General features: G+C 63.4%; 28 protein-coding genes. 12 read left to right on the forward strand and 16 right to left on the reverse strand.

What is annotated here, in order from left to right; all coding sequences use genetic code 11:
- Position 1 precedes the first annotated feature (1 nt).
- Genes Q0T48_RS07815 through Q0T48_RS07835 form a run of 5 tightly spaced genes read right to left on the reverse strand, consistent with a single transcriptional unit; the run spans position 2 to position 3,116 of the window.
- Positions 2-493: a DUF3299 domain-containing protein gene (locus Q0T48_RS07815; RefSeq protein WP_295954731.1), complete on the reverse strand. Its 492-nt coding sequence runs from the start codon at positions 491-493 to the stop codon at positions 2-4.
- 16 nt (positions 494-509) lie between these two features.
- Complete coding sequence (locus Q0T48_RS07820) at positions 510-752, reverse strand: hypothetical protein (RefSeq protein ID WP_295954733.1); 243 nt, start codon at positions 750-752, stop codon at positions 510-512.
- A gap of 11 nt (positions 753-763) precedes the next feature.
- Positions 764-1,966: an FtsX-like permease family protein gene (locus Q0T48_RS07825; protein ID WP_295954735.1), complete on the reverse strand. Its 1,203-nt coding sequence runs from the start codon at positions 1,964-1,966 to the stop codon at positions 764-766.
- Positions 1,967-1,992: 26 nt separating this feature from the next.
- Positions 1,993-2,631, reverse strand: coding sequence for an ATP-binding cassette domain-containing protein (locus Q0T48_RS07830; protein WP_295954737.1), 639 nt, complete (start codon positions 2,629-2,631; stop codon positions 1,993-1,995).
- Complete coding sequence (locus tag Q0T48_RS07835) at positions 2,628-3,116, reverse strand: Fur family transcriptional regulator (protein ID WP_295954740.1); 489 nt, start codon at positions 3,114-3,116, stop codon at positions 2,628-2,630. Before Q0T48_RS07835 ends, Q0T48_RS07830 begins: the two co-directional genes overlap by 4 nt.
- 107 nt (positions 3,117-3,223) lie before the next feature.
- Between Q0T48_RS07835 and Q0T48_RS07840 the strand changes: the two genes are divergently transcribed.
- Genes Q0T48_RS07840 through Q0T48_RS07855 form a run of 4 tightly spaced genes read left to right on the forward strand, consistent with a single transcriptional unit; the run spans position 3,224 to position 5,845 of the window.
- Positions 3,224-3,355, forward strand: a complete 132-nt coding sequence (locus Q0T48_RS07840) for a hypothetical protein (protein ID WP_295954743.1) — start codon at positions 3,224-3,226, stop codon at positions 3,353-3,355.
- Positions 3,340-4,065 (forward strand): metal ABC transporter ATP-binding protein, encoded by a 726-nt coding sequence (locus tag Q0T48_RS07845; RefSeq protein ID WP_295955202.1) that lies wholly within the window; start codon positions 3,340-3,342, stop codon positions 4,063-4,065. Before Q0T48_RS07840 ends, Q0T48_RS07845 begins: the two co-directional genes overlap by 16 nt.
- Complete coding sequence (locus Q0T48_RS07850; protein WP_295954745.1) at positions 4,055-4,939, forward strand: metal ABC transporter permease; 885 nt, start codon at positions 4,055-4,057, stop codon at positions 4,937-4,939. Before Q0T48_RS07845 ends, Q0T48_RS07850 begins: the two co-directional genes overlap by 11 nt.
- 12 nt (positions 4,940-4,951) lie before the next feature.
- Positions 4,952-5,845: a metal ABC transporter substrate-binding protein gene (locus Q0T48_RS07855; protein WP_295954747.1), complete on the forward strand. Its 894-nt coding sequence runs from the start codon at positions 4,952-4,954 to the stop codon at positions 5,843-5,845.
- On the opposite strand, the gene Q0T48_RS07860 is transcribed toward Q0T48_RS07855, so the two are convergent.
- The 3 genes from Q0T48_RS07860 to msrA all read right to left on the reverse strand — a co-directional run bounded on the left by Q0T48_RS07860 (position 5,811) and on the right by msrA (position 7,409).
- Entirely contained in the window at positions 5,811-6,431 is a 621-nt protein-coding gene (locus tag Q0T48_RS07860; protein ID WP_295954749.1) for a DUF938 domain-containing protein, read from the reverse strand. The genes Q0T48_RS07855 and Q0T48_RS07860 overlap by 35 nt on opposite strands.
- 11 nt (positions 6,432-6,442) lie before the next feature.
- Entirely contained in the window at positions 6,443-6,745 is a 303-nt protein-coding gene (locus Q0T48_RS07865) for a DUF2007 domain-containing protein (RefSeq protein WP_295954751.1), read from the reverse strand.
- A gap of 91 nt (positions 6,746-6,836) precedes the next feature.
- Entirely contained in the window at positions 6,837-7,409 is a 573-nt protein-coding gene (msrA, locus tag Q0T48_RS07870) for a peptide-methionine (S)-S-oxide reductase MsrA (RefSeq protein WP_295954754.1), read from the reverse strand.
- Positions 7,410-7,690: 281 nt separating this feature from the next.
- On the opposite strand from msrA, the gene Q0T48_RS07875 reads away from it, so the two are divergent.
- The 7 genes from Q0T48_RS07875 to Q0T48_RS07905 all read left to right on the forward strand — a co-directional run bounded on the left by Q0T48_RS07875 (position 7,691) and on the right by Q0T48_RS07905 (position 15,966).
- A complete protein-coding gene (locus tag Q0T48_RS07875; protein ID WP_295954756.1) occupies positions 7,691-8,470 on the forward strand; it encodes a YdcF family protein in 780 nt (259 codons plus the stop codon).
- A 74-nt stretch (positions 8,471-8,544) separates the two neighbouring features.
- A complete protein-coding gene (locus tag Q0T48_RS07880; RefSeq protein ID WP_295954761.1) occupies positions 8,545-9,213 on the forward strand; it encodes a TetR/AcrR family transcriptional regulator in 669 nt (222 codons plus the stop codon).
- The gene (locus tag Q0T48_RS07885; RefSeq protein WP_295954763.1) at positions 9,210-10,343 is read left to right on the forward strand and encodes an efflux RND transporter periplasmic adaptor subunit; all 1,134 of its coding nucleotides are present in this window, start codon (positions 9,210-9,212) and stop codon (positions 10,341-10,343) included. Before Q0T48_RS07880 ends, Q0T48_RS07885 begins: the two co-directional genes overlap by 4 nt.
- A 6-nt stretch (positions 10,344-10,349) precedes the next feature.
- On the forward strand, positions 10,350-13,511 hold the full coding sequence (locus tag Q0T48_RS07890; protein ID WP_295954765.1) for an efflux RND transporter permease subunit: 3,162 nt from the start codon (positions 10,350-10,352) through the stop codon (positions 13,509-13,511).
- Positions 13,512-13,544: 33 nt separating this feature from the next.
- Entirely contained in the window at positions 13,545-14,210 is a 666-nt protein-coding gene (locus tag Q0T48_RS07895; protein ID WP_295954768.1) for a protein-L-isoaspartate O-methyltransferase, read from the forward strand.
- A gap of 25 nt (positions 14,211-14,235) precedes the next feature.
- A complete protein-coding gene (locus Q0T48_RS07900; RefSeq protein ID WP_295954771.1) occupies positions 14,236-14,568 on the forward strand; it encodes a rhodanese-like domain-containing protein in 333 nt (110 codons plus the stop codon).
- A gap of 63 nt (positions 14,569-14,631) precedes the next feature.
- Positions 14,632-15,966 (forward strand): TolC family outer membrane protein, encoded by a 1,335-nt coding sequence (locus tag Q0T48_RS07905; protein WP_295955205.1) that lies wholly within the window; start codon positions 14,632-14,634, stop codon positions 15,964-15,966.
- A gap of 66 nt (positions 15,967-16,032) precedes the next feature.
- Here Q0T48_RS07905 and Q0T48_RS07910 read toward each other — a convergent pair whose 3' ends face one another.
- The 7 genes from Q0T48_RS07910 to ddpX form a co-directional block, all read right to left on the reverse strand.
- Entirely contained in the window at positions 16,033-16,998 is a 966-nt protein-coding gene (locus Q0T48_RS07910) for a membrane dipeptidase (protein ID WP_295954773.1), read from the reverse strand.
- Positions 16,995-17,762 carry an ABC transporter ATP-binding protein gene (locus Q0T48_RS07915; RefSeq protein ID WP_295954777.1) on the reverse strand — a complete coding sequence of 256 codons (768 nt, stop codon included), beginning with the start codon at positions 17,760-17,762 and terminating at the stop codon, positions 16,995-16,997. The genes Q0T48_RS07910 and Q0T48_RS07915 overlap by 4 nt, the downstream gene beginning before the upstream one ends.
- Positions 17,759-18,598 (reverse strand): ABC transporter ATP-binding protein, encoded by an 840-nt coding sequence (locus tag Q0T48_RS07920; protein ID WP_295954780.1) that lies wholly within the window; start codon positions 18,596-18,598, stop codon positions 17,759-17,761. The genes Q0T48_RS07915 and Q0T48_RS07920 overlap by 4 nt, the downstream gene beginning before the upstream one ends.
- Positions 18,595-19,503, reverse strand: coding sequence for an ABC transporter permease (locus Q0T48_RS07925; protein WP_295954783.1), 909 nt, complete (start codon positions 19,501-19,503; stop codon positions 18,595-18,597). The genes Q0T48_RS07920 and Q0T48_RS07925 overlap by 4 nt, the downstream gene beginning before the upstream one ends.
- Positions 19,500-20,549: an ABC transporter permease gene (locus Q0T48_RS07930; RefSeq protein ID WP_295955208.1), complete on the reverse strand. Its 1,050-nt coding sequence runs from the start codon at positions 20,547-20,549 to the stop codon at positions 19,500-19,502. Before Q0T48_RS07930 ends, Q0T48_RS07925 begins: the two co-directional genes overlap by 4 nt.
- Positions 20,550-20,580: 31 nt before the next feature.
- A complete protein-coding gene (locus Q0T48_RS07935) occupies positions 20,581-22,194 on the reverse strand; it encodes an ABC transporter substrate-binding protein (protein ID WP_295954784.1) in 1,614 nt (537 codons plus the stop codon).
- Positions 22,195-22,350: 156 nt separating this feature from the next.
- The gene (gene ddpX / locus Q0T48_RS07940) at positions 22,351-22,917 is read right to left on the reverse strand and encodes a D-alanyl-D-alanine dipeptidase (protein WP_295954788.1); all 567 of its coding nucleotides are present in this window, start codon (positions 22,915-22,917) and stop codon (positions 22,351-22,353) included.
- 189 nt (positions 22,918-23,106) lie between these two features.
- On the opposite strand from ddpX, the gene Q0T48_RS07945 reads away from it, so the two are divergent.
- Positions 23,107-23,859, forward strand: a complete 753-nt coding sequence (locus Q0T48_RS07945) for a transporter substrate-binding domain-containing protein (RefSeq protein ID WP_295954790.1) — start codon at positions 23,107-23,109, stop codon at positions 23,857-23,859.
- Between the two features lie 11 nt (positions 23,860-23,870).
- Here the strand turns inward: Q0T48_RS07945 and Q0T48_RS07950 are convergent, their stop codons facing one another.
- Entirely contained in the window at positions 23,871-24,371 is a 501-nt protein-coding gene (locus tag Q0T48_RS07950; RefSeq protein ID WP_295954792.1) for a hypothetical protein, read from the reverse strand.
- Between the last annotated feature and the right edge of the window lie 64 nt (positions 24,372-24,435).

The following is a 24,435-nucleotide window of genomic DNA, read 5'->3' on the forward strand; positions in this document are numbered from 1 at the left end:
TTTATTTGACGCTCACCGCATCCACCATCCGGTAATACAGCCCGTACTGGTCATCGTTCAGCACCGCAAACGTGCCCTCCACGATGACCGGCTCCAGGCTGTACTTCACCGGGGTTTTGGTCTTGACCTCGACCATGCTCTCCGGCCCGCCGGGCAGACAGAACGAGCAGGTCAGGGGTACCGAGGTGAGCAGGAAATGCTTTTGCTTTTCGCCCGCATCCAGCGGCACCATGAAGCCCTGCACGCGCTGGGTTTTCTGGTGCAGTGCGAGCTGCGGCAGGCCAAAATTGGGCAGGATGCGGTTCTTGATGGCCTTGGTCTTGACCGCCGTGAGCACCGACCACGGCACCACGTCGGCCCGCTCGGACAGCGGCGCGAACGGGCTGTTCGGGCTATGGAAACCGGGGCCGGAGCCTGCGGGCAAATCAATGGGCTGGGCGCAAACGCTGCCCGCGGCGACAACACAGGCTGCGAGAACGGATGCAAATTTCATACTGTGCTCCACGGGCCTAGTGTTCATGCTTCATTCCGCAGTATTTGCCAATCGCAATGCCCTTGCAAGCCGCTTGCAGGGCTTTCAGGCACAACTCTTCGTCTTTACCCGCTTCTCGGCATTTGGCGGCGTCTTCGTGGGCGGCGGCGATGGCGCGGTGGCGGGCGACGTCTTCTTTGGTGTCCTGGGCGCTCTCGGCAGCGATGGCGCTGACGGCGAACAGGCTGGAGAGGAGCAAGGCGGCGAGGGTTTTGGTCATGGAATTTCCGGTTAACGGTGGTTGAGCAAGGTGGTTACGTCCAGACGGTAGGCCTCCCAGGCGGGCAGCGCGGCGGCCAGGGTGGCGACCACTGCGCCCAGCAGCAGCACCCACCACTCACTGGGCAACCAGATCCAGCCGGTCAGCGGCAGCGAGCGTTCGGCCTGCAGCCAGGTGCCCACCAGGCCTGCCAGCAGATGCCCGCCCAACAGCCCCAGGGCGGTGGCCATGGCGGCCAGCAGCAAGGCCTCACAGAGCACCAGTCCAGCCACTTTGAAAGGGGACGCGCCCAGCATGCGCAGCATGGCCAGGTCGGCGCGGCGCTCACGCACGGCGTTCCACAGGGCGATGAAGACGCTCAGGCCCGCCGTCAGCAGCAGCACCGCGCCAAAGCCGCGCAGCACGTCGGTGCCCACGCCCACCATGCGCAGCAGGCGGGTGATTTCCACGGCGGGCGCAGCGGCCTGCATCTCGGTGGTGGTGTTGATGAAGCGCGGAAAGGTCACGGCGGCCAGCGGGCTTTTATAGGTGATCAGCGCCAGGGTGATTTCACGCTCCTGCTCCAGGATTTTCTGGTCTTCGTCGTCCAGTGCGGTGGCCTTTTCGTGCACTTTCCAGACCGATTCGGTGGCGGTCAGCACCAGCCGGTCCAACACGCAGCCGCAGGGGGCCAGCACGCCGGTGACGGTGTAGGGAAAGTCGCCGTGGATGTGGCCGGTGCCGCCCAGGCCGTGCGATCCGTAGAAAGTGTTGCCGACAGCCAAGCCGGTGTTTTTGGCGACCTGCGCGCCCACCAGGGTCTGCATAGACTGGGTCCACAGTGTGCCCTGGGCCAGGGTGGCACCGTAATGCGCAGCGTAGGCCGGGCTGGTGCCGACGATGCGAAAACCCCGGAAGGTATCGCCCAGGCTGATGGGGATGAGCTGGGCCACGCGCGGATCTTTTTCGATCTGCTGCACAGCCTCCAAAGGGATGTTGCCCGGCGGTACGTCGATGTGGAACACGCCGGCCAGAATCAACTGCATGGGGCTGCCTTTGGCACCCACCACCGCGTCGATCCCGGCCAGATCACGCTCAAAAGCCCGGTCCATCTGCTCGCTGGTGATCCACACAAAGGTGATGCTGGCCAGGCCCAGCGCCAGCAGCAGCAAATTCAGCGCGGCAGACAGGGGGCGTGACCACAGGTAGCGAAAGGCAATTGCTATTATTTTCATAGCTACTTGTGTATATAGTGCATGCGCTACAGGCCAATTTGGCATGTAAACACGCCAGGCAGGGCTGCTCCCACCCGTGCATCGTGGGTGGCGATGACCAGCGTGGCGTTGCAGCGCTGGGCACAGGCTTGAAGCAAGGCCAAGGCGGATTGGGCGGCCTCGTCGTCCAGGCTGGCGGTGGGCTCGTCGGCCAGGATCACTTTGGGTTGTAGCAGCACGGCCCGGGCCAGGGCGACGCGCTGGGCCTGGCCGCCAGACAGCTGGTGCGGCTTGCGGCCGGCCAGGTCTGCCAGACTCAGGGCTTCCAATGTGCGGCGCACGGCTTGCGGGTCGTCGGGCACGCCAGCGGCCCACTGCGCCATGGCCAGATTCCCGGCTACGGTGAGCGCTTCGCTCAAATAGAGTTTTTGGGGCAAAAAGCCGATGGCGCTTGCCCGCCATGCATCGGTAGCTATTTTTTGGATAGCAGTCAGGTCTTGGTCCGCCACTGTGATCTGCCCGCTGGCGGGGCGCAGCAAACCCGCAGCCAGCGCCAGCCAGGTGGATTTACCCGCGCCCGACGGGCCGCGCAGCAGCAGCACGCCGCCTTGGGGGATATCGGTATCGGGGAATTCCAGCTTTGCTGCGCCGGGGTAGCGGTAAACGAGTTGCGTGGTGCGGATCAACGCTGGAATCCCTTGGCGGGGGCGCAATCGCCGCAGATGCCGCGCAGCGCCAGGTCCACGCTGACGTTTTGCTGGCCCAGGGTTTTGAGGGCCTGGATGGCAGCAATGGCGGCTTGGGCCAGCTCGGCGTTGGTTTTGTCCATCTGGCCTTCCAGCGGTAGGTCGCGGTGGCAGTTGTTGCATTCGAAATGCGGTGCAGCAGGCACGTCTTCCAGAATGGCCTGGTAGTGGCGCACGCGCTCGGCATCCACCTTGCAGCGCAGCAGGCCGACCTCGGACAGGCGGTCCAGCAGGCGGTAAAGCGTGACGCGGTCCAGGGTAATACTGGATTCACGGGCCAGCGCCTCTTGCAGCTGCGCGTGGGTCCAGCGGGTGTCGGCGTGGGCGCGCAGCCAGTCCACCACCAAGCGGGCGGCATTGGTACGGCGCAGACCGTGGGCGACCAGCAGGTCGTCTGAAGAAGTGGAAGGTAAAGATGCAGCCATAAGGTTCTCGCAGCCATTTATCGCAACACTGTTGCGATATAATTCGATGCAATTGGGTTGCATTATCGCGCTAAACCGGCGGCGTACCCACACTTTACCCAGCCTCTATGACAACACCTTCACGCTCCAGATCCCGTCCTCGCTTCTTGGCCTTGTCCGCATCGGCCCGCCTGCTGCGCGTCGTCCCCGCCCTGGTGGTGTTGTGGCTGGCCGTGGCCTGGGCATCTGGGCCATGGTGACGTTGGACGGCCTGACCGTCACCTACCGCGACCGCCCCACCCTGCACGGGGTCAGCGGCAGCTTTGCGCCCGGCTCACTCACGGCGGTGGTGGGGCCCAACGGCGCGGGCAAAAGCACGCTGCTGAAAAGCATCTTGTCGCTGCTACCCATCGCCCAGGGCAGCCTGCAGGTGCACACCCCGCGTTCGCGCATCGCCTATTTGCCACAGCAGTCGGCCATTGACCGCAGCTTTCCCATCACCGTGCACGACTGCGTATTGCTGGGGGCCTGGCAGGCGGCAGGCGCGCTGGGTGGCCTGAGCAATGCGGTGCTGGACGAGGCAGATGCAGCCTTGCACACCGTGGGCCTGTGCGGGTTTGCGCAACGGCCCATCAGCGCCTTGTCGGCCGGGCAGTTCCAGCGGGTGCTGTTTGCGCGGCTGCTGCTGCAGGACGCAGATTTGATCCTGTTGGACGAACCCTTCAACGCCATCGACAGCAAAACCACCGCCGAGCTGCTGGCCCTGGTGGCCGACTGGCACGCCCGCCAGCGCACGGTGATTGCGGTGCTGCACGACCACAGCCAGGTGCACCAACACTTTCCGCAGACCCTGCTGCTGGCGCGCGGCGTGGTGGCCTGGGGCGACACCGCCGAAGTCTTGACTCCGCAACACTTGGGACAAGCCCGGTTGCTGGGCGAAAGCTGGGACGACCATCTCCATGCAGCTTGAACCCATGCAACATTTTTACGACCTGGCGATTGCCCCGTTTGCCGACTTCCTGTTCATGCGCCGCGCACTCGTCTCCGCCTTGGCGCTGGCCCTGGGCGCGGCTCCGTTGGGGGTGCTGTTGACGCTGCGCCGCATGAGCCTGTTTGGCGAGGCACTCAGCCACGCCATCCTGCCCGGCGTGGCGCTGGGCTTCATGTTCTTTGGCCTGTCTGCCATCGCCATGACAGTGGGCGGGCTGCTGGCGGGCATGCTGGTGGCGGCGGTGTCGGGTCTGGTCAGCCGCGCCACGGTGCTGCGCGAAGACGCGAGTCTGGCCGCGCTGTACCTGGTGTCGCTGGCGTTGGGCGTGATGCTGGTGTCGCGCCGCGGCTCGCAGCTGGATTTGCTGCACATTTTGTTTGGTAGCGCGCTGGGCGTGGATGCCAGCGGGCTGACGCTGGTGGCCGGTGTGGCCACCATCACCGTGGGCGCGCTGGCGCTGTTTTACCGGGCATTTTTGCTGGAGAGTTTCGATCCGGCCTACCTGCAAAGCGCCAGTGGCCGCAAGGCCGCCGTGGTGCAGCAGGGCTTTTTGCTGCTCGTCGTTTTGAACCTGGTCGCGGGCTTCCAGACCTTGGGCACGCTGATGGCCGTGGGCATCATGATGCTGCCCGCCGTGTCGGCCCGCCTGTGGCACGACACCCTGCCCGCGCAGATGCTCAACGCCGTAGCCCAGGCCGCCCTGGCCAGCTATGTCGGCCTGCTGCTGTCTTACCACCTGGACACCGCCAGCGGCCCCACCGTGATCGTTTGCGCCGGGAGTTTGTACGCCCTGTCGCTGCTGTGCGCGCCAAGGGGCTGGCTGCCCAGCCTGCGCAAAACCCGATTTTCTTAAAGGAGTATTTCCATGTTGTTCAAACGCCTATCCGTCGTATTAGCGGCGCTGGCCGCGGCCGCGTCGTTCGGAGCTTCGGCCCAGACACCCATCCCCGTCACCACCAGTTTCAGCATCCTGGGCGACCTGGTGAAGGTGGTGGGCGGCGACCGGGTGGCCGTGACGGCCCTGGTCGGCCCCAACGAAGATGCCCATGTGTTCGAGCCCAAGCCGGCCGATGCCAAGGCCATCCTGCAGTCCAAACTGGTGGTGACCAATGGCCTGGGATTTGAGCCCTGGATGGGCAAACTGGTGAAATCCGCCGGCTACAAGGGTGCCAGCGTGATCGCCTCCACCGGCGTGCAGCCGCGCAAGATGGAAGACGATGGCCGCGTCATCACCGACCCGCATGCCTGGCAAAACCCGACCAACGTGGTCTTCTACGTCAACAACATCCGCAAGGCGCTAGAGCAGCTCGACCCCGCCGGAGCCGCCACCTACCAGGCCAACACCAGCGCCTATGTGGCCGAACTGCAAGCGCTGGACACCTGGGCCGTGACCCAGTTTGCCGCCGTGCCCGCCGACAAGCGCAAAGTAATCACCTCGCACGACGCGTTCGGCTATTTCGCAGCCCACTACCAGCTGAAATTTCTGGCCCCGCAAGGCGTGTCTACCGACGGTGAAGCCAGCGCCAAGCAGGTCGCCAGCCTGATCCGCCAGATCCAGCGCGAGAAGATCAAGGCGGTGTTTCTAGAGAATATGGCCAACCCCAAGTTGCTGGCGCAGTTGTCCAAAGAAGCCAACGTAGTCCCCGGTGACACCTTGTACGCCGACGCGTTATCGGCCCCCGACCAGCCCGGTGCTAGCTATTTGAAGATGGCGCGCCACAACATCACCGCACTGGTGGCGGGTTTGCAGAAGAACTAAAGACCAGCAGCAGGTTGTTGGCGGGCATGGCCACCCGCTCCCGCATCGCCAAGCCCACCAGCGCCGCCTGCTGCACCACGTCATCTAGCTGGCGGATGCTCCAGGCAGGGTCGCGCTGGCGAAGGTCGGCATCAAAGTCCAAGTTGCCCGGCGACGTGGGCACACCGCGCTCCAGGTAGGGGCCATAGGTAATGAGCACGCCCTGCGGTGCCAAATGCTGGGCGGCACCTTGCATCAACGCCGCGCAGGTAGCCCAGGGTGAGATGTGCAGCATGTTGGCGCAGTAGATGGCATCAAATTTGCCCACCGGCGGCCACTGGGCCAGCACATCCAGCCGCACAGGCGGCAGCACATTCGCCACCGCAGCTTGCGCACACCAATAGGCAATGGAACCAAAGGCATCGTCCTGCGCATCGCTGGGCTGCCAGGTCCAGCCGGGCAGGCCCTGGGCAAAACCGGCGACGTGCTGGCCGGTGCCGCTGGCGATTTCCAACGCTGTGCCATGGGCGGGCAAGACGCGCTGCAGAACGGTCAGGATGGGCGCCAGGTTGCGCTCGGCGGCGGGGCTGTGTTGGGGAATGTTCATTTCTCTATTTTTCAAGCAGGCATCCAGGCCGCACAGTGCCAGCACTGTTCAAACCCACCCTCCACCAGCTCACCGCAGGCGCACAGCCAGCGGTGCTGGGGCACGTTTTGCAGATGGTGCAAGAGGGTACGGGCACGGGCTTCCTGGGTGGGGTGGTGGATCCAGACCTCGGGCAGGCACTGGTCGGGTGGTAAATCTCCGGCAATGCCGGCCAGGTACTGGCGCTGCACGCTGGCGGCAATACCTTCAAACTGCAACGCATCGACCCACAGCGTGGCGATGGCGAGATTCGGGGCTTGGGTTAGGCGCAGCATGCGGCAGAGCATACGCCGCCGAATGTAGAAAAACTACATTTTTTATAGCAGCTTGTGCAGGTAGTACCTACGCCAGAGGCTTAAAAGATGGTCAATGTTTGACCAGATTGGCGAAGGTCTTGCGAAACTTTTCCACCTTGGGCGCAGCCACCATCAGGCAGTAGCCTTGGTGCGGGTGGTTCTCGAAGTAATCCTGGTGGTAGGCCTCGGCGGGCCAGTAGTTGGTCAGCGGCTGCACCTCGGTGACGACCGGCTTGCGGTAGGTACCGCTGACCGCTATCTCGGCCAGCACGGTGTTTATCACCTCCAATTGCTCGGGCGTGCTGGTGTAGATGCCACTGCGGTACTGCGTGCCCACGTCGTGGCCCTGCTGGTTCAGCGTGGTCGGGTCGTGTATGACAAAAAAGACTTCCAGAATCTCGCGCAGGCTGATCTGCTGCGGGTCAAACTCCAGCCGCACGACTTCGTTATGGCCGGTTTCGCCGCTGCATACTTCTTCGTAGCTGGGGTTCTTGGCCTGGCCATTGCAGTAGCCGCTTTCTACATCGGTGATGCCCTGCACCTTCACAAACACCGCCTCCGTACACCAAAAACATCCGCCTCCTAGGGTAATCACTTGGCGAGGGCTGGGTGCAGAGGTAGTAGAGAAGGACGTGTTTTGCATAGGCTGCCTTGTACTCCTTTTTTAGGAGTACGGACTTGTACACTCATATTGTCTTCAACTTTACCTAAATACACTTACCTCCAGGCTGTGTGCAAACACTTTGCGCCACTCCCCGTCTTGGCGTAAAAAGCCAATACAACAGCCTGGCCGAGCCAGTTCTGCGGTGTTTGCGCAGAGGATCGTTCCAACTGCACGGGTTTGGTTGATAGCAACAAGTTTTAAACAAAAACCGGCTTTAGCGCATATACCCTCTACGCAAGCAGTTATCAAAAAGTGAGTATATGGAATTAGGCGAATTCAAACCCCTGTTGACCGCACTGGTCTTGCCACCTGCAGCCCCGCTGCTGCTGGCGTTGCTGGGACTGCTGCTGGTTTGGCGTAAAAAAGTACTGGGTGGCGTGCTCTGTGTGGTGGCGCTGGGCGGGTTGTGGCTGCTGGGCTGCAACGCGGTAGCTGTGTGGCTGGCGCTGCACATCCTGCCGCAGGTGTCCGCCCTGCCCCCGGCCACGGCCGTTGCGGCGCTGCAGGCGCGCCAGGTGCAGGCGGTGGTAGTGCTGGGCGGCGGCGTGCAGGCGTTTGCGCCCGAGTACGGGGCGGCCCAGCCCACGGCGGACACGGCGATGCGCCTGCGCTACGGCGTGTGGCTGGCCCGCCAGTCGCAGTTGCCGCTGGCCTTTGCCGGGGGCGTGGGCTGGGCCAACAGCGGCACGGCCACAGCATCTGAAGGGGCGGCAGCCCGCGCCACCGTGGCTCAAGACTACGGCCTAGCGTTGCGCTGGGTGGACGACCAGTCGCGCGACACGGCAGAAAACGCGGTCCAACTGCACACCCTGCTGGCACGTGACGGCGTGCAGCGCATCGCCCTGGTGACCCAGGCCTGGCACATGCCGCGTGCGCAGTTGGCTTTTGAGCGGGCCGGGTTTACCGTGACCCCCGCGCCCACCGGCTTTACCTTGCCGCAGCAGCGCAGCCTGTTGGAATGGCTACCCACCGCCCACGGCCTGCAGTCGTCCCGCGAGGTGCTGCGCGAGTGGCTAGGGTTGCTGGTGGCCAGACCGTGATGGGCTAATGCCCCCCCGTATTGACGGGAGCCCAACGCACGGGCTATATTAATAACCCGTCAGTCAGTAACACCATGCCCATCCAGACACATCCACCCACAGCGGAACCCCAGGCCAAGCGTGCGCGCCGCAAGGAAGCGCGGCCGGGGGAATTGCTGGCAGCGGCGCTGGACCTGTTTGTGGAAAAAGGCTTTGCCGCCACCCGGGTGGAAGAAGTAGCCCAGCGCGCCGGGGTGTCCAAGGGCACGTTGTTCCTGTACTTTCCCAGCAAGGAAGAGCTGTTCAAAGCCGTGGTGCGGCAAAGCCTGTCGGCCCGGTTTTTTGAGTGGAGCGCCGAGGTAGACGATTTCACCGGCAGCAGCGCCGACCTGCTGCGCCACGGCATGCTGAGCTGGTGGGAGCGCGTGGGCGACACCCAGGCATCGGGCATGACCAAGCTGATGCTGACCGAGGCGCACAACTTTCCCGAAATGGCCGCGTTCTACCAAACCGAGGTCGCCCTGCCCTACCAGGGGCTGATACAGCGCATTCTGCAGCGCGGCATCGACAGCGGCGAATTCGCCCCAATCAACACGGAACTGGCCACCTACAGCGTCACCGCACCACTAATTTTTCTGGCCATGTGGAAACACTCCCCGGTCAACCATCCGTGCGCGCCCGCAGCGCTGGACCCGCAGGCGTACCTGGCCTCGCAGCTCCACATCCTTCTCAATGGGCTGCGCCCACGGACCTCGCCACTATGACGACCTGGAAGCAGTGGGCGGCCGTGGCCGTGGTCACCGTGTTGTTGGCCGGCGGTGTTGCCCGCGCCGTACATACCCGCCAGCAGCAACAGGCCACGGTCGCCGCCGCCGCGCAAGCCAAACCCGCCAATGCCGTCGAGCTGGCCCACAGCGACGTGGTGCTGGCACAAACCCGCAATCTGGCCCAGGGCCTGCCGATCTCCGGGGCGCTGAAGGCCGCCAATTCCGCCGTGGTCAAGGCCCGCGTAGCCGGGGAACTGCAAGGCCTGAGGGTACGCGAGGGCGACAGCGTGCAAGCCGGGCAGGTGCTGGCCCGCATCGCGCCCACCGAAGTACAAGCCCGCCTGCAGCAGGCCCTGGAACAAGCCGGTGCAGCCAAGGCGCAGATCGACATTGCCCAGCGCCAATTTGCCAACAACCAGGCGCTGGTAGACCAAGGCTTCATCTCCAAAACCGCGCTGGATGCCTCGCAGGCCACGCTGAATGCCGCCCAGTCCACTCACCGTGCAGCCCTGGCCGCGGCTGCCGTGGCGCGCCAAACCGTAGACGACGCGGTGCTGCGCGCACCCATCTCGGGGCTGATCGCGCAGCGCCTAGCCCAGCCCGGTGAACGCGTGGCCCTGGACACCCGGGTGCTGGAGATTGTGGACATCCGCCGCATGGAGCTGGAGGCCTCGGTCAGTGCGGCCGACGCGGTGGCCTTGCGGGTCGGCCAGAAGGCGCAATTGCACATCGAGGGCAGCGCCTCCGATACCCAGATTGCCGCCACCGTGGTGCGCATCAACCCCAGCACCCAGGCGGGCAGCCGCAGCGTGCTGGTGTACCTGGCCGTGGACGCAGTGCCCGGCCTGCGCCAGGGCCTGTTTGCCGAGGGCACGCTGGGTACGGGGCAAACCTCGGCGCTGGCCATGCCGGTGAGTGCGCTGCGCACCGACAAACCCTTGCCCTACGTGCAGGTGGTGGAAAACCACCGGGTGGTGCACAAGACTGTGGTGCCCGGCCTGCGTGGCCAGGTTGGCACGGAAACCATGGTGGCGGTGACCGGGCTGGCCGATGGCGCGCAGGTCATCCAGGGGAGCCTGGGCAGTTTGGCCGAAGGCACGGCCGTCACCTTTACCGCTGCGCACTAAACCGCCATGTGGTTCACCCAGGTCAGCCTGAAAAACCCGGTTTTTGCCACCATGGTGATGCTGGCCCTGGTGGTGCTGGGCGCGTTCTCGTACCAGCGTCTGCAGGTGGACCAGTTTCCCAACATCGACTTTCCGGTGGTGGTAGTCACAGCGGACTACCCCGGTGCCTCGCCCGACATTGTGGAAAGCGAAGTCACCAAAAAGCTCGAGGAAGGCGTGAACGCCATTGCCGGTATCAGCGCCCTCACCTCGCGCAGCTACGAGGGCCAGGCGGTCGTCATCATCGAGTTCCAGCTCTACGTGGATGGCCGCAAGGCTGCCGAAGATGTGCGCGAAAAAGTGGCCGCCGTGCGCCCGCTGTTGCGCGACGAGGTGAAGGAACCTCGGGTGCTGCGCTTTGACCCGAGCAGCCGCGCCGTCTGGTCTTTGGCGGTGATACCCGATGCCAGCAAAGGCAAGGCCTTGAGCGCTATCGAGCTCACCAACTGGGCCGACCAGGTATTGAAGAAGCGTCTGCAAAACGTGCGTGGCGCGGGCTCGGTCACGCTGGTGGGCGGTACCCAGCGCCAGGTCAACATCTACCTGCAACCCCGCGCCATGGAAGCCCTGGGCGTGACGGCCGACCAGGTGGTCAACGCGGTGAAGAGCGAAAACCAGAACCTGCCGCTGGGGGCCATCCGCAGCCTGGCGCAAGAGCGGGTGGTGCAGATCGACGCACGCATGCAGCGCCCCGAGGACTTTGGCCAAATCATCGTAGCCCGCAAAAACGGCTCCATCCGCGTGGACCAGGTGGCCAGCGTGGTGGACGGGGCACAAGAGATCGACTCCCTGGCGCTCTACAACGGCCAGCGCACCCTGCTGCTGAGCGTGCAAAAGTCGCAAGACGAAAACACCATCGAGGTTGTCGATGGACTGAACAAGGCGATTACTGAGCTCACCCCCCAGCTACCGCCCGGCCTGCGGCTGGAACGCATCACCGACGCGGCCCGGCCCATCCGCGTGGCGGTAGACAACGTGCGCGAATCGCTGTTTGAGGGGGCGGCGCTGACCATCCTGATCGTGTTTTTGTTCCTCAACTCCTGGCGCTCCACCGTGATCACCGGGCTGACGCTGCCGATTGCGCTGATTGGCACTTTTTTGTTCATGAACATCTTTGGCTTCACCATCAACATGATCACGCTGATGGCGCTGAGTCTGTGCGTGGGCCTGCTGATCGACGATGCCATCGTGGTGCGCGAGAACATCGTGCGCCACGTACAAATGGGCAAAACACCCTACCAGGCGGCGCTGGAGGGCACGCAAGAGATCGGCCTGGCGGTGCTGGCCACCACGTTCTCTATCGTGGCGGTGTTTTTGCCGATTGGCTTCATGGGCGGCATCATCGGCAAGTTCTTCCATGAATTTGGCATCACCATCGTGGCCGCGGTGCTGATTTCGATGTTTGTCAGCTTCACGCTGGACCCGATGCTGTCCAGCATCTGGCACGACCCGGCCATCGAAACGCACGGCCAACACCATGCGCCGGTGGGCTTTTACGACAAGACCATCGGCCGCGTGACACAGTGGTTCGAGCGCGCTACCGACCGGCTGGCCGATGGCTACCAAAACATCTTGCGCTGGGCGCTGGCGCACAAGCCCACCACGCTGGCCTGCGCCCTGGCCATCTTTGTCACCAGCCTGTTCATGGTGCCGCTGTTGGGCACCGAATTTGTACCCAAAGCCGACTTTTCGGAAACTACGCTGAATTTCTACACCCCGGTGGGCTCATCGCTGGAGGTAACCGAGGCCAAGGCCCGGCAGGTCGAGGCCATCGTGCGCGAATTTCCCGAGGTACGCTACACCTTGGCCACCATCAACACCGGCAATGCCGCAGGCAAGATGTACGCCTCGCTGTATATCCGGCTGGTGGACCGAAAGGCCCGCAGCCGCAGCGTGGACGACATGGCCAACATCCTGCGCGAGCGCCTGCGCACCGTGCCGGGCATCACCGTCACCCACGTGGGCCTGCTGGACTCGGTGGGCGGCAACAAGCAGGTCGAGTTCTCGCTACAAGGGCCCGATTTGCAGGAGCTGGAACGCCTGTCGCGCCAGGTCAGCGCCAAGATACGCCACCTCCCCGGCCTGGTTGATCTGGACTCCAGCGTCAAACCCGACAAGCCCACCGTCCACGTGGAAGTGCGCGCCGAGGCCGCCAGCGACCTGGGCCTGGGCGTGGCCAGCATTGGCAGCCAGCTGCGCACCCTGATTGCCGGGGAAACCGTAGGCAACTGGCGCGCACCCGACGACCAGACTTACGATGTCAACGTGCGCCTGGCCCCCAGCGCCCGCAACGTGGCCGAAGACCTGCAGCGCCTGCCCTTCATCACCGCCACCAACGCCGACGGCAGCCCGCGCGTGGTGCGCCTGAACCAGGTCGCCCGCATCACCGATGCCACCGGCCCGAACCAGATCAACCGCCGCGATATGGCGCGCGAAGTGGCCGTTAACGCCAACGTCTACCTGCGCTCGGCGGGCGAGGTGTCCAACGACATCCGCGCTGTGCTGGACGGCATGGCTTTTCCGCCGGGCTACCGCTACCAGTTCAGCGGCTCCACCAAGAACATGGCCGAGGCCTTTGGCTACGCCATCTCGGCCCTGGTGCTGGCGGTATTGTTCATCTACATGATTCTGGCCAGCCAGTTCAAAAGCTTTTTGCAGCCGCTGGCCCTGATGACCGCCCTGCCCCTGACGCTGATCGGTGTGGTGCTGGCGCTGCTGCTGTTCCAGTCCACGCTGTCGATGTTCTCGGTGATTGGCGTGGTGATGCTGATGGGCCTGGTGACCAAGAACGCCATTTTGCTGGTGGACTTCGCCATCCGCGCAAGAGACGACGGCATGGAGCGCTCCGCAGCCTTGCTGCTGGCTGCCAAGGTGCGCCTGCGACCCATCCTGATGACCACGCTGGCGATGATTTTTGGCATGGTGCCGCTGGCCTTTGCGCTCAGCGAAGGCTCCGAGCAGCGCGCCCCCATGGGCCAGGCGGTGATTGGCGGTGTCATCACCTCGTCGCTGCTGACGCTGGTGGTGGTGCCGGTGGTGTATTGCTATATGGATGACCTCGCAACATGGTTGCAAGGTAAATGGACACCTAAACGCCCGGTCATGCCACTTTCCCCCCCTAAAATCTAACGTTAACCTCGCACTTGAACCCAAAGACCCACCATGACCACCACCGCCCAGCTTGAACAGACCCGCTTCAACATGATCGAACAGCAAATCCGCCCCTGGGATGTGCTGGAGCCGGCGGTGCTGGCGCTGCTGAACACCGTCAAACGCGAGAAGTTTTTGCCTGCCGCGAGCCAGGCCTTTGCCTTTGTGGACATGGAAGCCCCGCTGCCCGGTGGCCAGTGCATGCTGTCGCCCAAGGTGGAAGCCCGCGCCCTGCAAGACCTGAAGATCCAGAAACATGAAAAGGTGCTGGAAATCGGCACCGGCTCCGGCTACATGGCCGCACTGCTGGCCGCCAGCGCGCACAGCGTGCTGTCGCTCGAAATATTGCCCGAACTGGCCACCCTGGCGCGCAACAACCTGCGCAATGCTGGTGTGCGCAACGTCGAAGTCCGCCAGGCGGACGGTGCCCTGGGTGCTGCGGCCGACGGCCCATTTGATGTCATCGTGCTCAGCGGCTCGGTGGCGGCAGTGCCTGAAGCCATCAAGGCCCAGCTCAAGGTCGGTGGCCGCCTGTTTGCGGTGGTCGGCCAAGAGCCCATGATGTGCGCCAACTTCGTCACCCGCACCGGCGAAACCACCTACGCCACCACCAATCCCTGGGACACCGTGGCTCCGCGCCTGGTGCACTTCGCCGAGCCTTCCAAGTTCTCGTTCTAATCCAGATTTATTCCATGTCTCATCCATGATTTCCCAAATCACCCCGACCGATCTGCCCCAGTGGCTGCAAAGCCAGACCGCCCCCGTGGTGCTGGATGTGCGCGAACCCGGTGAATGGCAGGCCGCCAGCGTGCAGCCCGAGGGCTTTACCCTGGTCCAGCTCTCCATGGGCGACATCCCCGCCCGCCTGGCCGAGCTAGACCCGCACCAGCCGATTGCCTGTCTGTGCCACCACGGTGCCCGCAGCCAGCGCGTGGCGCAGTTTCTGGTGCAAAACGGTTTTGAGAATGTGGTCAACATCGCCGGTGGCATCGATGCCTGGTCGCTGCAACGCGATGCCAGCGTGCCCCGGTACTGAACCGAATTTGAACCGCCACACACCGTTCCTGAACCGCGACTGACCGCCCGTGAAATGACAAGGATGACCATGCACCGCTTCCCGCTTGCCTCCCCCGCTTTGGCTTTGGCTTTTGCGGCCGCTTTCACCGGCGCTGCCCATGCGCAAAGCCTGGTAGAGCTGTTTGATGCGGCACGGGCCACCGACTCAACCTACCAGTCGGCCAAAGCGCAATATGACGCGAATCTGGCCAAGGCCGATCAAGCCAAGGCCTACATCCTGCCCACCGTTGGTGCCTCCGCCGGACTCACCCGCAGCATGGTGGATGGCAGCAATCCCAGCCTGGACAGCCACTACACCACCCAGACCGCTACCCTCAGCGCCTCCCAGCCCCTGTACCGCCCGGCCAACCGTATCAGCTACCAGCAAGGTCTGAAGCTGGTTGATGTAGCCCAGGCCCAGCTTGCCGCCGCCGAGCAAGACCTGGTGGTGCGCGTGGCCCAGTCCTATTTCGACGTACTGGGCGCGGGCGACAGCCTGGCTTTTGTGCGGGCCCAAAAAACCGCCGTGGCCGAGCAACTGGCTTCGGCCAAGCGCAACTTTGAAGTCGGTACCGCCACCATCACCGACACCCGCGAAGCCCAGGCCCAGTTCGACCTGGTACGGGCCCAGGAAATTGCCGCCGAAAACGACCTGCTGGTAAAAAAACTGGCGCTGGACACCCTGGTCAGCAAGGTCAACGCCCAACCGACCCCACTGGCCTTGCCGGTGGTGTTGCCGTCCGTCCAAGCAGCCGACATCAGCACCTGGGTGCAGCAAGCCGAAAGCCTGCAACCCAACGTCGTGCAAGCCGTGGTGGCCCTGGATGTGGCCCGGCTGGAAACCCAAAAAGCCAAGGCCGGCAACCTGCCCACGCTGGACCTGACCGCGGGCTACAACGTCAACCGCTACCCCAACGGCACCACCAGCCTGCCCAACAATTCGCGCAACAACGGTGCCAGCGTTGGCCTGAGCCTGAACATCCCGCTGTTTGCAGGCTTCTCCATCCAGAACCGCATCCGCGAAACGCTGTCGCTGGAAGACAAAGCACAGGCCGACCTGGATGCCGCCCGCCGCGCCGTTACCCAGGCCACCCGTGCCGCCTTCTACGGCGTGCTGTCGGGCGTGGGCCAGGTCAGCGCCCTGGAAGCAGCCGAAGCCTCCAGCCAGATCGCGCTGGATGCCAACAAGCTGGGCTACCAGGTCGGCGTGCGCATCAATATCGACGTGCTGAATTCACAAAGCCAGTTGTTCCAGACCAAGCGTGACCTGGCCCAGGCCCGCTACAACGTGCTGCTGGGTGGGCTGAAGCTGCGCCAAGCCAGCGGCAGTTTGAAGCCGGATGATCTGCAGGCGGTGAACGCGCTGCTGGTACGCTGATTGCTATTTAAATAATAGCTACTCACGTAGATAGGACATACGCTAGAGGCTGTTTTTATCTAAAAACTAACTCCATACCTGCTGCGCCACCCGCAGCATGTTGCCGCCCATGGCCAACGCAGCATCGTCGGCGGTCATCCCTACATCCTGCAAAGCCTGGCCCAGCACCTGCCAAGTCTCCACCGGGGTGTAGCGGGCGCGGCTGATGGCCCGGTCGTAGCCTGCGGATTTGGGCCACCAGTAGCTGGGGTCGTAACCGCCGGGCGGGTCGTCGTTGAGTTCCGGCTGCGCAAAGCTGATGTCCAGCCCAATGCCCACATGCTGCACACCCACCAGCTCGGCCACATAAGCCGCGTGGCGGGCTACATCGGCAGCGGTAGGGGCATCGTTCCCCAAAAAGAACGACACCCCCGACACGCACACCACCCCGCCGGTGGCGGCGCAGGCGCGGATTTGCGCATCGGTAATGTTGCGGCCATGCTCCACCAGCGCCAGCGGATTGGCGTGGCTGAAGATCACCGGGGCGCTGGAGGCGGCCATGATGTCCAGGCTGCATGCGCGCCCGGTGTGCGAGCAGTCCATCAGCATGCCTGCCGCGTTCACCGCTTGCACCATGCGCACGCCTAGCGGGGTCAGGCCGCGCTCGGTGTCGTGGCAGCCGTCGGCCACGCTGTTGTTGCGGTTGTAGGCAAAGTGGATCTGGCGCACGCCCAATGCCGCGTACAGCGCCACCATCTCGGGCTGCTCCAGCAGCGGGATCGCACCTTCCAGGTCAAACCCAATGGCGATCTGGCCACCTGCTTTAGCCAGCGCAATGTCGGCCACGCTATAGACCAGCCGGTAGCGCTCCGGGTAGGCGGCAATGGTGGTGCGAAACCCGGCAATCACGGCCATCACCTGCGGCACCGGGTTCATGTCCATGCCGACGTTAATCGACACGTAGTCCACCCCGGCGGCGTGCAGCCGGGCTATCGGTGCAAAACTGGCCTGCGGGTGCAGCGGCAGGCAGGCGTGGGATTCCCAATGGATCATGGTGAGACTTCTTTTCTACGGAAGCCCACAGCGGCTTCCATCAATTGGCGGGTGTAAGGCTGGGCGACACGGCTGGCGGCCAGGTCGGCGGAGGCCAGCATCTCCACCGTCTGGTCACGCTGCATCACCATCAGGCGTTGGCATAGGTGCGTGACCACGGCCAGGTCGTGGCTGACCATGATGAAGGTCAGGCCGCGGCGGGCGCGCAGGGTTTCCAGCAGGTTCAATACCTCGGCCTGCACCGACGCATCCAGGGCCGAGGTGGGCTCGTCCAACAGCAGAATCTGCGGCTCCAGAATGAGGGCACGCGCGATGGCGATGCGCTGGCGCTGCCCGCCCGAGAGCTGGTGCGGGTAGCGGAAACGAAAGCCCTGCCCCAGGCCCACCTCGTCCAGCGCGCGCTCAATCCGCGCCTGCTCGTCGCCCATCCCATGGATGGCCAGCGGCTCGGCCAGCAGGCGGTCTACTGTGTGGCGCGGGTGCAGCGAGCCGTAGGGGTCCTGGAACACCATTTGTACCAAGCGGCGGAACGGTTTGCTGCCTGGCAAGGGCTGGGGAGCTGGCCCCAGCAGTTGCACGGTGCCGGTTTCGCGTTTCGCCAACCCGCAGATGGCCCGCAGCACAGTGGATTTGCCCGAACCCGATTCGCCCACAATGCCAAAGCTCTCGCCCGCCCGCACGGTGAACGCGGTGTCGGCCACGGCCACAAAGCTGTCGAAGCTGACGCGCAGGTTTTTGACCTCCAAGCCCACAGACGCGCTCATAGTGCCCACTCCGGCTGGCGGTCCAGCGTGGGCAGCGGATGCCGGTCATCGCCCAATTGCGGCAGGCAGTTCAGCAGGCCCAGGGTGTAGGGGTGCTTGGCCTGCGCCAGCCCGCCCGCAGGCAGTTCCTCGACCACCCGCCCGGCGTACATCACCAGAATGCGGTCGCAAAAGGTGGAGACCAGGCGCAGGTCGTGCGACACAAAAATCAGGCCCATGCCGCGCTGCACCACCAGCGCGTCCAGAATCGCCAGCACCTGGAGCTGCACGGTCACGTCCAGGGCCGAGGTGGGCTCGTCGGCAATCAGCAAATCGGGGTTGGCAATCAGCATCATGGCGATCATGGCGCGCTGGCCCATGCCGCCCGACACCTCGTGCGGATAGAGCTTGTACACGCGGGCCGGGTCGTCGATCTGCACCTGCTCCAGCGCCGCCAGGGCCTGCTTTTTGGCCTGGGCGTTGGATACCTTGCTGTGCGCCTGCAGCGTCTCGACGATCTGGTCGCCGATGCGCATCACCGGATTCAGCGAAAACTTGGGGTCTTGCAGCACCATAGCAATGCGACCACCACGCAAGGTACGGCGCTCTTGGGCACTGCAGTGCAGCAAATCCGTGCCTTTGAATGCCAGGCGTTTAGCGGTAACCCGGCCTTCGGGGGCCGTGAGGCCCAGAATCGCGCGGCCCGTCTGCGACTTGCCCGAACCCGATTCGCCCACGATGCCCAGGCGCTCCTTGCCCAGCGTGAACGACACGCCCCGCACCACCTCGACCCAGCCACCATCGCGGTTGGGAAAGGCGACCCGCAGGTCATCGACCACCAACAGGGGTTCTGTCATTTGATTCCCTTGGGGTCGAGCGCGTCACGCAAGCCATCGCCGACCAGATTGAAGGCCAGGCTGACCAGAAAGATTGCCGCCCCCGGTGCCGCCGCCACCCACCACTGGTCGAGCACGTACTGGCGGCCATTGGCGATCATCGCGCCCCATTCGGGCGTGGGCGGCTGCGCGCCTAGGCCCAGAAAGCCCAGCCCGGCGGCCGTCAAGATAATGCCAGCCATGTCCAGCGTAACCCGCACGATCACCGACGACAGGCACAGCGGCATGATGTGGTGCAGCACGATGCGCCAGGGCGACGCGCCGATAAGCTGCACGGCGGCAATGTAATCGGTCTGGCGGATGGTCAGCGTCTCGGCCCGGGCCATGCGCGCATACGGCGGCCAGGCCGTGATGGCGATGGCGATGACCGCGTTTTCAATACCCGGGCCCAGGGCGGCCACAAAAGCCAGCGCCAGAATCAGCCGGGGAAAGGCCAGAAAAATATCGGTGATGCGCATCAGCGCCGCATCCACCATGCCACCCGCATAACCCGCCACCGTGCCCACCAGCAGCCCGATGGGCGCGGCCAGCACAGCCACCAGCACGACGACCATCAAGGTGATGCGCGAGCCATGGATGAGGCGCGACAAAATGTCCCGCCCCTGGTCGTCCGTGCCCAGCCAGAACAGGTGCGAGGGCGGCAGCAGGCGGGTGGTGCGCAAATCGCCCACGGTGGGTGAATACGGCGCGATCCACGGGGCCAGCAGGGCCACCAGCACCAGCGCCAGCACGATGCCCAGGCCCAGCACCGCCAGCCGGTTGCGCAGAAAGATGCACCACGCGCCATAGGCCCGGCCCCAGGCGGCCTGGCGGCGCGAGGCGGGCCGGTCGCTCATCAGCCAGTCGTGCAAACTTAGGGTGCTCATCGTGTTCGGGTACGGGGGTCTAGGGTTTTGTAGAGCAGGTCCGACAGCAGGTTCAGGCCAATGAAGATCGAGCCCACCACGATGGTGCCGCCCAGCACCGCGTTCATGTCGGCGTTTTGCAGCGAATTGGTGATGTACAGGCCAAGGCCCGGCCAAGCGAACACGGTCTCAGTCAGCACCGAGCCCTCCAACAGGCCGGCATACGACAGGCTGATCACAGTGACCAGTGGCACCATGGCGTTGCGCAGCGCATGCCGCCAAATGATGCGTGACTCGCTCAGGCCCTTGGCGCGGGCGGCCACGATGTATTCCTGCGCCAGTTCATTGAGCATGAAAGAGCGCGTCATGCGGCTGATGTAGGCCAGTGAAAAATAGCCCAGCAGAGACCCGGGCAGGATCAGGTGCGACAGCACATTGCCAAACGCATCCCACTGCCCGGCCATGGCCGCGTCCAGCAGCAGCAGGCCCGAAACATTGACCAGGGTGTACTCGTACGTCACGTCCACCCTGCCCGGCCCGCCTACCCAGCCCAGCTTGGCGTAAAACAGCACCAGCCCCATCAGCCCGAGCCAAAAAATCGGCACTGAATAACCTACCAGGCCCATCACCCGAACAGCCTGGTCCACCACACCACCCCGGCGCACGGCAGCCCACACGCCCAGTGGCACGCCCAAACCCACGCCAATGATGATGCCCAGCGTGGCCAGCTCCAGCGTAGCGGGAAAGGCGCGGCGGATGTCGTCCATCACCGGGTGCGCGCTCAACACCGAAGTGCCAAAGTCTCCGTGCAACACCTTGCTGACGTAGATATAAAACTGCTCCCACAGCGGCTTGTTGAAGCCCATTTCTTCGCGCACCCTGGCCACCAGTTCGCCCGAAGCCCGGTCGCCCACGATGGCTAGCACCGGGTCGATCGGCATGACCCGGCCAATGAAGAAAGTAACGGCCAGCAGGCCCAGGTAGGTCAGGACAATGACCCCCAGGAAGCTGGCCGCAGTATGGAGGGCGCGCCGCCCACGGGCGGACTTGCGGCCCCCCGTAGACATCTGGCTGGACGTGCTCAAACGGCAGTGCCGGTCAGCGCTTGCTGATCTTGAACATGTAGTCGGTATCCGATGTAGGACCGATCTTTACGCCGTCCACATTGCTGCGCACTGCGGCAACCTCGGTCTGCTGGTAGAGCATGATGAAGGGGCTGGTTTTGCGGAACTCGGCTTGCATCTCTTCGTACATTTTTTTACGCTTGCCGGTGTCGCGCTCCAGTACGGCGGCATCGGCCATTTTGTTCAGCTCGGGCACCATCCAGGCGTTGCGCCAGGCCAAAGGTTTGGCTTTGGCATCGTCGCTGTTGTCGGTGTTTTGCACAAAAGTGGCGTTGGTGTTGGGATCCCAGTAGTCGGCGCCCCATTGGCCAATGTACATGTCGTGGGTGCGGGCGCGGTACTTGGTCAGCACCTGTTTGCCGTCGCCAGGAATGATCTCGATATCAATGCCCGCACGCTTGGCGGTTTGCTGGAAGGCCTCGGTAATGCCCTGCACCGGCTGCACCGTGCGCATGTCGATGGTGACCTTGAAGCCATTGGGCAAACCGGCCTTGACCAGCAGCGCTTTGGCCTTGTCTACGTCCAGCTTGTAGGGGCTGGTATTACTGGCACCCAACAGGCCTTGCGCCATGAAGTTTTGGTCGATGATGCCGATATTTTTGATCAGCGTGTCGCCAATGGCGGCGTAGTCCACCAGCCATTTCAGGGCTTCGCGCACCTCGGGCTTGGCCAGGTTGGGGTTCTTTTGGTTCAGGCTGATGTAGTAGACCGTGCCCTTGGGGGCGGACACCATCTTGATATCTTTGTTGCCCGCCAAAGCAGCCAGATCTTGGGGCGAGAGGTTGCGCGCAATGTCGGCATCGCCTTTTTCCAGCAGCAGGCGCTGGGTGGCAGATTCCTTGACGTGGCGGTAGATGACACGGGCCATTGGCGGCTTATCGCCGTAGTAGTTTTCGTTGCGCTCCAGGGCCACCACTTCATTGGCCCGCCATTCGCGCAATTTCATGGGGCCGGAGCCCGCGTAGTTGGTTTTGAGCCAGGCATAGCCCAGATCGCCCGCCACCACTTTGGACAACAATAGCTTCTTGTCAACCACCGCTGCTACGTTGGCGGTTAAACAGTTGAAGAAAAAGGATGGCGCGTAGGCTTTGTCCGTCTCCAGGGTCAGGCTCAGCGGTCCGGTCTGCTTGATTTTTTCTTTGACGTTGTCTTTGCTGAAACCAAACTGGGTCAGGATGAAGGCCGGGCCTTTGTCCAGAAGCACCGCACGCTGCAGGCTGAAGGCCACGTCTTCTGCCGTCAGCGGATTACCCGACGCAAATTTCAAACCCGGTTTGAGCTCAAAGTTGTAGGTTTTTCCATCGGCCGACACTGTCCAGCTCTTGGCAATGTCCCCCAGCAGCTTGGTCGGGTCGCTCAGGTCCAGACGCAGCAAGCGGTCATAGGTATTACCCATCACCTCGCCGGCCGAAATCTCAAAAGCCTCGGCCGGGTCCATGGTGATGATATCGTCAAACGCAAATGCCACCACCAGCGTGTCCTTCGGCGTGGCGGCCAGGGCGGGTGCCATGCCGTAGCCCAGGACCAGGGTAGAAGCCACCGCCGCCGCCATCGCGCGGCGCGAAAATACAGGTGTCGAAAAACGCATCAGGAAATCCTTAGAGTTAAATAGACAAAGCAGAAACAGCATACCAAGCGGTTCACATTGCAAGATCCATGCTAACCCTCCTGTCTAGGCAGGTGCGGTATGCGCTTATGACTTTTCCAGCCGATGCCCGCTTCGTCTCTGCTGCGCCCTACCCACCTATACAGCTGGACGCATCGGGCTCAGATCGCCCAGCACAGCGCTGTCGATCAGGCCATAGTGGCCGGGCAGCGCGTAGTGCCACCATTCGTGGGGCAAGTGTTCAAAACCGGCATCCTCCATTACCTGCAGCAGCAGCAGGCGGTTGGCCTGCGCTGGGGCCGACACCTGTTCACTGAAATGGTGCGATGCGTCGGTCATATCGTCAAAACCCGTGCCCATGTCCAGCTCGGCGCCCTGCGCGTCGACCAGGGTCAAGTCCACCGCCGTGCCGCGCGTGTGGTTGGAGCCGATGGCGGGGTCGGCCACATAGGCCTGGTCTGGGGCGGTTTCCCACAGCAGTACCTGCGCCTCATGGGGGCGGAAAGCATCAAAAATCTTTAGCCGCAACCCCGACTTCGCCGCCAGCAGCACGGCCTTGCGCAGGCAAGCCTCGGCATCGCGGTGCAACAGGCAGTGGGCACGGTCGTAAATCGGGCGGCCTGCAACGTTGTTGGCGGTGGCGTAGGCCAAGTCAAGCACGATGCCATGGGTTTCCGGATGGACTTGTACAAGAGGGTGGGGCATGGAGAGTTAGGGTTAAAAAGAGGTTCTTGCGTAATTTCTGCCTGCACTTATAGCTACTTATTTTATAGCAAATAGCCTAAGGCGTACCCAATAAAAATTCGGATTAAATTGAGCGCATAAAAAAATATAAAGAATTTTGTATGCAAAATACCCGGTGGCCAATAAAGCCGCTCACCTATAAGGATATCCGTGAAGCGCTTTGTATTCTCCCTGGCCCTGGGGATGTGCACCACCGTGCACTGCCAGGCCGCAACCGATGCCGGATTGATCCGCCTGGCCACCCTGGAGTGGCCGCCCTACAACGGCCAGCTACTGCCCCATGGCGGCTTGTCGGGCTACATCACCTCGGTGGTAGCCAAGGCAGCCGGTTACCGCCTGCTGACCACGTCGTTCGAATGGGGCACCACGGTTCGCAAGGGCAAGCAAGACCCCTTTTTTGATGGCTATTTTCCCGAGTACTACAGCAAGGAACGGGCGCTGGCCTGCTACCTGTCGCAATCCATCGGCAACAGCGTTCTGGGGCTGGCCACCCTGCGGACCGCGCCCATTTACTGGACCGCCATCACCGACCTGGCACCCTACCGGCTGGGGGTTGTCGATGGCTACCTCAACGGCGAGGTCTTGGACCAGGCCATCCAGGACAGACGCCAGGCGGTGGAAACCGGGGCCAGCGATGCCGTGAATATCCAGAAGCTGCGCACGGGCAAGCTCCGCGGCATCGTGGTGGATAAAAACGTGTTCAGGTACACCTTGCAGCATGCAGGTGGCTCCGGGACCATGGTGCTCAATACCCGGCCGATTGCGCAGCTGAGCCTGCATGTGTGCTTTAGGCGCACCGCCACCGGTTTGCTGATGCGCAATACCTTTGACACCGCCCTCCAACAGCAGAATCTGGTGCAGCTGGAAAACACCTATTTCAAGATGTTCCCGGCGCTTCGCTGAACGCCGCCCAGCTACTGCGCCGCCGGGGCGGAGGTCGCGGCCATCGGTGCGGGTAGAGCCGTCTGTAGCAAGACGGGCTGGACCACCGGTTCCGCAAAGCGCTGCCCCGCAGGCAATGGCAGGTAGGCCGAGGCATCCGCTGACCCCATGCCCCAGGTGAATGCGGCCGGGCCCTGCTCGGTGGCACCCGATCCAAAGCCACGCATCGCCTCTGTGGCGGTAAACGCCATACGCAATTGCACGCCGCCATCGCAATGCAGACTGAGGCGGCCTGCTGCCGTAGCGGTGTAGCGCAGGTCACCCACGCAGGTCAGGGCTGGCTGGCTGGCCGTGAGCTTCAAGGTGCCGCCGGAGCGGTCGTTGAAAATGGTGGCCCGGCCTTCCAGTAGTACGCCGTTGACCACGGCGTAGGCCGGCACGCTGCTGGCCATCCAGCCCTGCATGTGGGCATCCATCTTGGCGCAGCCCAGCAAGGCCAGGGTGGCCGCAAGCGCAGGAAAAATTGCTTTCATCGCGCGATGGTAGCCCCGCGGGCCAGGGACTTAAGCTCGGGCAAGCGGGTGCAAACCCGGCTAT

Origin of the sequence: Rhodoferax sp. (genome assembly GCF_025354435.1) — a bacterium.
In the GTDB taxonomy this organism is placed as follows: domain Bacteria; phylum Pseudomonadota; class Gammaproteobacteria; order Burkholderiales; family Burkholderiaceae_C; genus Rhodoferax_B.

Excerpts from the sequence above, each read along its gene's own strand:
- Q0T48_RS07815 (WP_295954731.1), bottom strand. The coding sequence starts at position 493 with ATGAAATTTGCATCCGTTCTCGCAGCCTGTGTTGTCGCCGCGGGCAGC.
- Q0T48_RS07820 (WP_295954733.1), bottom strand. The coding sequence starts at position 752 with ATGACCAAAACCCTCGCCGCCTTGCTCCTCTCCAGCCTGTTCGCCGTC.
- Q0T48_RS07825 (WP_295954735.1), bottom strand. The coding sequence starts at position 1,966 with ATGAAAATAATAGCAATTGCCTTTCGCTACCTGTGGTCACGCCCCCTG.
- Q0T48_RS07835 (WP_295954740.1), bottom strand. The coding sequence starts at position 3,116 with ATGGCTGCATCTTTACCTTCCACTTCTTCAGACGACCTGCTGGTCGCC.
- Q0T48_RS07840 (WP_295954743.1), top strand. The coding sequence starts at position 3,224 with ATGACAACACCTTCACGCTCCAGATCCCGTCCTCGCTTCTTGGCCTTG.
- Q0T48_RS07850 (WP_295954745.1), top strand. The coding sequence starts at position 4,055 with ATGCAGCTTGAACCCATGCAACATTTTTACGACCTGGCGATTGCCCCG.
- Q0T48_RS07855 (WP_295954747.1), top strand. The coding sequence starts at position 4,952 with ATGTTGTTCAAACGCCTATCCGTCGTATTAGCGGCGCTGGCCGCGGCC.
- Q0T48_RS07860 (WP_295954749.1), bottom strand. The coding sequence starts at position 6,431 with ATGAACATTCCCCAACACAGCCCCGCCGCCGAGCGCAACCTGGCGCCC.
- Q0T48_RS07865 (WP_295954751.1), bottom strand. The coding sequence starts at position 6,745 with ATGCTGCGCCTAACCCAAGCCCCGAATCTCGCCATCGCCACGCTGTGG.
- msrA (WP_295954754.1), bottom strand. The coding sequence starts at position 7,409 with ATGCAAAACACGTCCTTCTCTACTACCTCTGCACCCAGCCCTCGCCAA.
- Q0T48_RS07875 (WP_295954756.1), top strand. The coding sequence starts at position 7,691 with ATGGAATTAGGCGAATTCAAACCCCTGTTGACCGCACTGGTCTTGCCA.
- Q0T48_RS07880 (WP_295954761.1), top strand. The coding sequence starts at position 8,545 with ATGCCCATCCAGACACATCCACCCACAGCGGAACCCCAGGCCAAGCGT.
- Q0T48_RS07885 (WP_295954763.1), top strand. The coding sequence starts at position 9,210 with ATGACGACCTGGAAGCAGTGGGCGGCCGTGGCCGTGGTCACCGTGTTG.
- Q0T48_RS07890 (WP_295954765.1), top strand. The coding sequence starts at position 10,350 with ATGTGGTTCACCCAGGTCAGCCTGAAAAACCCGGTTTTTGCCACCATG.
- Q0T48_RS07895 (WP_295954768.1), top strand. The coding sequence starts at position 13,545 with ATGACCACCACCGCCCAGCTTGAACAGACCCGCTTCAACATGATCGAA.
- Q0T48_RS07900 (WP_295954771.1), top strand. The coding sequence starts at position 14,236 with ATGATTTCCCAAATCACCCCGACCGATCTGCCCCAGTGGCTGCAAAGC.
- Q0T48_RS07905 (WP_295955205.1), top strand. The coding sequence starts at position 14,632 with ATGACCATGCACCGCTTCCCGCTTGCCTCCCCCGCTTTGGCTTTGGCT.
- Q0T48_RS07910 (WP_295954773.1), bottom strand. The coding sequence starts at position 16,998 with ATGATCCATTGGGAATCCCACGCCTGCCTGCCGCTGCACCCGCAGGCC.
- Q0T48_RS07915 (WP_295954777.1), bottom strand. The coding sequence starts at position 17,762 with ATGAGCGCGTCTGTGGGCTTGGAGGTCAAAAACCTGCGCGTCAGCTTC.
- Q0T48_RS07920 (WP_295954780.1), bottom strand. The coding sequence starts at position 18,598 with ATGACAGAACCCCTGTTGGTGGTCGATGACCTGCGGGTCGCCTTTCCC.
- Q0T48_RS07925 (WP_295954783.1), bottom strand. The coding sequence starts at position 19,503 with ATGAGCACCCTAAGTTTGCACGACTGGCTGATGAGCGACCGGCCCGCC.
- Q0T48_RS07930 (WP_295955208.1), bottom strand. The coding sequence starts at position 20,549 with ATGTCTACGGGGGGCCGCAAGTCCGCCCGTGGGCGGCGCGCCCTCCAT.
- Q0T48_RS07935 (WP_295954784.1), bottom strand. The coding sequence starts at position 22,194 with ATGCGTTTTTCGACACCTGTATTTTCGCGCCGCGCGATGGCGGCGGCG.
- ddpX (WP_295954788.1), bottom strand. The coding sequence starts at position 22,917 with ATGCCCCACCCTCTTGTACAAGTCCATCCGGAAACCCATGGCATCGTG.
- Q0T48_RS07950 (WP_295954792.1), bottom strand. The coding sequence starts at position 24,371 with ATGAAAGCAATTTTTCCTGCGCTTGCGGCCACCCTGGCCTTGCTGGGC.